Source organism: Streptomyces kebangsaanensis (assembly GCF_001906585.1).
GTDB lineage: Bacteria > Actinomycetota > Actinomycetes > Streptomycetales > Streptomycetaceae > Streptomyces > Streptomyces kebangsaanensis.
Map to the genome: position 1 here is coordinate 24,607 of NZ_JUJA01000164.1, position 2,508 is coordinate 27,114.

Genomic DNA, 2,508 nt, shown 5'->3' on the forward strand with positions numbered 1-2,508 from the left:
GCCCGCGGCACGGCATGCGGAGTCCGAGCCGCTCGACCTGCTGCGCACCGCCGGCGTACCGGTGGCCAAACGTGCCGCCGTGGTGGCGGGCGCGGCCGTTGTCGTCGTGCTGCTGGCCGTGGGCGTGCGCCGGCTCCGGCGCCCCTGACGGGCCGGTCTCCTGTTACCAGTGGTACCGGTGCGTCAGGATCGCCTCTGGTTACCCCTGTGACCTGCGGATTTCACTTTTTCTCGGGTTTTTCGGATTCATCGGTGTGGGCCTGTGGGTGACGGGTACGTGCGCCTTCAACGGATGAGGCATGCATGGCCTCTGCAGCACATGTGCGGCACATCCTCGCTGGAAGGAGGTCCGTGACAGCGCACACTCGCAGCGCCCGGGCCGCTTTCACGCACGGAGCGGCCCGGATCTCTCCGAGAAGTCGGAAACGAGAAAGGGAAGAGTGACCCCGGGGCGGCCCCTGACGGGGCCGCCCTCTTGTGTGTCACCTCGGCAGCCGGTGCAGTTCCACGTCGGTGAGGCGGCCTCCGGTGACGGCGGCCGTCATGTAGGTGCAGTGGGGCTGGCGGCGGCGGTCGGTCGGAGAGCCCGGGTTGAGCAGGCGCAGTCCGGTGGGCGCGGTGGTGTCCCAGGGAATGTGGCTGTGTCCGAAGACCAGCACGTCGAGGTCGGGGAAGCGGGCGGCGCAGCGGGCCTCGCGGCCCTGGGCGGGGCCGGTCTCGTGGACGGCGCCGAAGCGCAGTCCGCCGAGGTCGGCGCGGGCCACTTCGGGCAGGCGGGCGCGGAGTTCGGGGCCGTCGTTGTTGCCGTACACCCCGATCAGGCGGCGGCTGCGGCTCAGCAGCAGGTCCAGGGTGGCGGTGTCGACCCAGTCGCCCGTGTGGAAGACGACGTCTGCGCCCGGGAGCTCGGCGAGCAGGGGCGCGGGCAGCCGCCCGGCGCGCTTGGGCAGATGGGTGTCGCCCATCAGCAGCAGACGCACACGGTCAGTCCTCGCCCCGCACGATGTTCCACTCGGAGCCCGTGCGGTCCTGGGGCGGGCCGGTGCGGTCCTCGACCGCCGGAAGGCAGGTGCGCACGCTCTCCTGCCGCGGTCGACGGGCCTCGGCCCAGCCCGTCTCGGGGTGCTGGGCAGCGGGTTTCTCACTGGTGTGCGCGGTCACGACGCCTCATCTTCCTTCTGCGTCCGTCTCCTGCGGGGCGGCCCTGGCCGGGTTTCCGCAGGCGGCCGGGGCAAACCCGCCCGGGACCCCCGGCCCGGGCGTCCCGGGTCACCGGCCGCCGGGGCTCCCGCTGCCGAACGAGCCGCTGGAGCCCTCCTCCCAGCGCGGGCGGCTCTGGTCCCCGCTGCGCCTGGTGCCGGAGGAGCCGAGTTCGTGCGGGGTCAGGCGCCGTCCGGTCTCCTCGGCCCGGGGCACCTCGTCCGGCTCGCGCCGCTGATGGGTCTCGTGGACCGGCCCGGACTCGGGCAGCGTCGGGTGCTCACCGCCCCGGGAGGTCCTCCGCCCACTGTGCTCGCTGTGCATGACCCTGACGCCGAGCCGGACGGCCCACACCAGGGCGGCGGCGATCACCAGACCGCCGACGACGACGGCGACGATTCCGAAGGCCGAGGTCCCGGCGGCCGCTTCGTACCAGGTGGTGTCCATGGGACGCGGGTACCCTGCCCCGGTCGGCGGATGCCTGCCGGTCCCGTCAGGGCGTGGCGCGGGCCCGGCCGCGGGACAGGGCGGTAGCGTCGCCGCCGATGACGGACATGCCGGAAACCTCCCCAGCATCCACGCGGAGCGACACCGCCGAGCACCGCCCCTCCCCCACGCTCTCGCTCGGCCGGAAGCTGCTGGAGTGGGTCTCGACGACCGATCACAAGGTGATCGGCAAGCTCTACATCGTCACGGCGTTCTGCTTCTTCCTGCTGGGCGGTCTGCTGGCGATGGGGATGCGCGCCGAGCTGACGAGCCCGGGTCTGCAGTTCATGAACAACCAGACCTACAACGAGCTCTTCACGATCCACGGCACGATCATGATGCTGCTCTTCGCCACGCCCATGTTCTCGGGCTTCACCAACGCGGTGATGCCGCTGCAGATCGGCGCCCCCGACCTGGCCTTCCCCCGGCTGAACGCCCTGTCGTACTGGATGTACCTGTTCGGCGGCCTGATCGTCGTCTCGGGGGTCGTGGTGCCCGGCGGCCCGGCGGCGTTCGGCTGGTTCGCCTACGCACCGCTGAACAGCGCTCTCCATTCCCCGGGCGCGGGCGGCGACCTGTGGGTGATGGGGCTGGTGGTGACGGGTGTGTCGACGACGCTCAGCGCGGTCAACTTCATCGCCACGATCTCGACCCTGCGCGCGCCGGGGATGACGATGTTCCGGATGCCGATCTTCACCTGGAACGTGCTGTTCACCTCGATCCTGGTACTGCCCGCCTTCCCGGTGCTGACCGCGGCGCTGCTCGCCCTGGAGGCGGACCGGAAGTTCGGGGCGCACATCTACGACTCGGCGAACGGCGGGG

At 71.6% G+C, this 2,508-nt stretch carries 4 protein-coding genes; 1 reads left to right on the forward strand and 3 read right to left on the reverse strand.

The window, feature by feature from the left end:
- Positions 1–482 precede the first annotated feature (482 nt).
- The 3 genes from RH94_RS33155 to RH94_RS33160 all read right to left on the reverse strand — a co-directional run bounded on the left by RH94_RS33155 (position 483) and on the right by RH94_RS33160 (position 1,647).
- Entirely contained in the window at positions 483–980 is a 498-nt protein-coding gene (locus RH94_RS33155) for a metallophosphoesterase family protein (protein WP_073952036.1), read from the reverse strand.
- 4 nt (positions 981–984) lie between these two features.
- The gene (locus tag RH94_RS41635) at positions 985–1,161 is read right to left on the reverse strand and encodes a hypothetical protein (RefSeq protein WP_199881115.1); all 177 of its coding nucleotides are present in this window, start codon (positions 1,159–1,161) and stop codon (positions 985–987) included.
- A gap of 108 nt (positions 1,162–1,269) precedes the next feature.
- On the reverse strand, positions 1,270–1,647 hold the full coding sequence (locus RH94_RS33160) for a DUF6479 family protein (RefSeq protein ID WP_073952037.1): 378 nt from the start codon (positions 1,645–1,647) through the stop codon (positions 1,270–1,272).
- A 107-nt stretch (positions 1,648–1,754) separates the two neighbouring features.
- On the opposite strand from RH94_RS33160, the gene RH94_RS45315 reads away from it, so the two are divergent.
- A partial coding sequence (locus tag RH94_RS45315; protein WP_234426223.1) for a cbb3-type cytochrome c oxidase subunit I occupies positions 1,755–2,508 on the forward strand: 754 nt, incomplete at its 3' end.

What these genes read in the sequence shown, in the direction of transcription:
- RH94_RS33160 (WP_073952037.1), bottom strand. Translation starts at nt 1,647, where the DNA reads ATGGACACCACCTGGTACGAAGCGGCCGCCGGGACCTCGGCCTTCGGA.